Below are 2765 nucleotides of genomic sequence, written 5' to 3'. Positions count from 1 at the left end.
CCACGCAGTCGATGGCGTCCTACAACCGCCGCATGATGGCCGCCTTCAATGAGGGCAGCCTCAAGTGGTACGAGCTGGTGCCCGGCGACTCGCTGCTCGGCAACATCAGCGCCCGCGCGCCGCGCGGCCTGGCCGACGAGGGCTGCACGCTCTACACCGTCTACGCCTACCTGGCGGACCACAAGGCCGCCACGCTGGCCCGCGTGTCCGAGGCCGCGGCGTCCTTCGCCCGCGACAACGGCACGGCCCGCGTGAAGTTCCAGCTCGCCGCCGGCAGCGCCGGCATCGAGGCCGCGACGAACATCGTGATCCAGTCCGCCAGCCGCGAGATGCTGCTGTGGGTGTACGGCGCCGTCACGCTGCTGTGCTTCGTCACCTTCCGCTCGTGGCGCGCGGTACTGGTGGCCCTGCTGCCGCTGATGCTGATCTCGGTGCTGGCCGAGGCGCTGATGGTGCTGCTGGGCATGGGCGTCAAGGTGGCGACGCTGCCTGTGGTGGCGCTGGGCGTGGGCATCGGCGTGGACTACGCGCTCTACATCCTCAGCGTCACGCTGGCCGGGCTGCGCGCGGGCCGCGACCTGCCGGACGCCTACCGGCAGGCGCTGCGCTTCACCGGCAAGGTGGTGATGCTGACCGGGGTGACGCTGGCTGCCGGCGTCGCCACCTGGGCCTTCTCGCCGATCAAGTTCCAGGCCGACATGGGCATCCTCCTGGCCTTCATGTTCGTGGGCAATATGGTCGCGGCCCTGGTGCTGCTGCCGGCGCTCGCTCACTTCCTTCTACCCTCCCCCGTCGAGGACCTGACGCATGACTTCAGCGCATCAACACCTGACCCTGTTCGGTGATCTCTCCGGCCGCGGCGTGCGGCCTTCAGGCGGCCTCGCGCCGCGCACGCCGCTGGTGGTGGCGATCCATGGCGGCACCTACACCTCGGCCTATTTCGACATCCCGGGCTGCTCGCTGTTCGAGCGGGCCGCGGCCAACGGCATCCCGCTGCTGGCGCCGGACCGGCCGGGCTACGCCGGCAGCCCCTCGCTGCCGGCCGCGGAGATGGACATCGGCGGCCAGGCGCGCCACCTGGCTGGCGCCCTGGAAGACGCCTGGCGCCGCCACGGCGCGGGCACGGCGGGCATCGTGCTGATCGGGCATTCGATCGGCGCCGCGATCGCCTGCGAAATCGCCGCTGCCGCGGAGGGCCTCCCGCTGCTCGGCCTGGCGATCTCCGGCGTCGGCCTGCGCACGCCGCCGGAGTTCGGGCCGATGTGGGCACAGCTGCCCGACACGCCGACGGTGGAGATGCCGGCCGCCGTGAAGGACATGGTGATGTTCGGCCCCGAGGGCAGCTTCGACCCGGCCGTCGTGCGCGCCAGCGATGCCGCCGACGCGGCGGCGCCGAAGGTGGAACTGCTGGACATCGTCGGCGGCTGGGAGCACCGCGTGCACGACGTGCTGGGCCGCATCCGCGTGCCGGTGCACTACCGGCAGGCCGAGGTCGACCGGCTCTGGGTCGTCGACACCGGCGAGGTGGCCGGCTTCGCGCTCGCGCTGGCCGGCGCGCCGCGGGTGGACGCCGAGATGATGCGGGGCACCGGCCATTGCATCGATTTCCATCATGTCGGGCGGGCGCTGCAGCTGCAGCAACTCGGCTTCGCCTTGCAGTGCGCGGCTGAACCCCCGGGTTGTGGCCTCAGACCATGATCGGGAACGGCGCCAGCTCGCCCGACACATACGCGCCCAGGAAATCCCTCGACATCCGCACGCCCTCCAGGCACCGCTGCGGTTCCAGCCCGAGCGCTTGCAGCCACATGTGGACCGCCCCGTCGATGTAGCGGTCCGGCCGCGCGACGCCGCGGTGCAGCGCGGCGATGCAGGACTCCAGCAGGCCTCGCAGCATGTCCAGTGCCGCCTCGTCGTCGAGGATGTGGTACTCGCCGCGCTCGCGGCCCTCGGCCAGGTCCTGGATCACCACCTCGGCCAGCAGGCCGGCGCGCAGCCAGCCGCGCGTGCGGATCACGAAGCGGGCCCAGTTCGGGTCGAGCAGTGCGCGGGTCAGCACCACGCGCAGGACCACCGCCGTGCTCTTCCACTTCTCGGTGAACACGGTGCGGAAGCGCTCGCCCTCCAGCAGCGCGAGCCGGGTCAGGTCCTGCCCCAGCGCGGCCAGCACCTCGTCCATCGAGTCGAAGTACTTGTAGAAGGTGCCGCGCGAGAGGCGCGCGCGCTCGACGATGTCTTCCACGCGGGGCAACTCGTCCAGGCGCCCCGCGCAGGCCGCCAGCGCCGCGCTGAGGATGCGGGCACGGGTCTCGCTGCGCTTGCGGTCGGCCGTCTCGGAGCGGTGGTCGCGGCGGGCGTGCAGCTCGTCAGTCAACATAGTCGGTTACCTCGACGCATGGGCGCGCACGCGGGATGCTAGGCAGCGAAGGCGGCCCGCGACAGATGGGAAAACCTGGGCAGCGATGCCGCCCGGTCATCGACAGCAGGATCTGCCGCGGGAGGCCCTGGCGGCGCCCCATTTCGACAGCAAATGCCAAGCGCTTGTGCCTAGAGTCACCGGCATGAGCAATGCATCGATCCAACGCTTCTTCCTGCATCCGCCTGCGCTGGCCGACAGCGACCCGCAGGAATCCCGGGAGTGGCGCGACGCCCTCGCCTCGGTGCTGCAGGCCGCCGGCCCGCAGCGCGTGCGCGAGCTGATGGACATGCTGGCGTCGATGGCCCGCGAGCCGGCCGTGGGCTGGCAGCCGGCTCACGGCACGCCCTAT

Annotated in this window: 4 protein-coding genes; 3 read left to right on the top strand and 1 reads right to left on the bottom strand. The window is 71.5% G+C overall.

Annotation, left to right across the window (positions count from 1 at the left end; genetic code table 11):
* Together B0W88_RS30995 and B0W88_RS30990 are read left to right on the top strand one after the other, a co-directional pair.
* On the top strand, positions 1 to 845 hold an 845-nt coding region (locus tag B0W88_RS30995), incomplete at its 5' end, for an MMPL family transporter (RefSeq protein ID WP_158080982.1).
* A complete protein-coding gene (locus B0W88_RS30990; RefSeq protein WP_077038321.1) occupies positions 808 to 1698 on the top strand; it encodes an alpha/beta fold hydrolase in 891 nt (296 codons plus the stop codon). The genes B0W88_RS30995 and B0W88_RS30990, both read left to right, overlap by 38 nt.
* Here B0W88_RS30990 and B0W88_RS30985 read toward each other — a convergent pair.
* Positions 1688 to 2374 (bottom strand): TetR/AcrR family transcriptional regulator, encoded by a 687-nt coding sequence (locus tag B0W88_RS30985; RefSeq protein ID WP_077038320.1) that lies wholly within the window; start codon positions 2372 to 2374, stop codon positions 1688 to 1690. The genes B0W88_RS30990 and B0W88_RS30985 overlap by 11 nt on opposite strands.
* Positions 2375 to 2558: 184 nt before the next feature.
* Here B0W88_RS30985 and B0W88_RS30980 point away from each other — a divergent pair.
* Positions 2559 to 2765 (top strand): hypothetical protein (locus B0W88_RS30980; protein ID WP_144007110.1); only part of this gene is annotated, 207 nt, incomplete at its 3' end.

It is taken from the genome of Pelomonas sp. KK5 (assembly GCF_001984095.1).
Lineage (GTDB): Bacteria > Pseudomonadota > Gammaproteobacteria > Burkholderiales > Burkholderiaceae_C > KK5.
Note: the sequence above shows the minus strand (reverse complement) of the source record. Positions and strands in the feature narration are given on the sequence as shown.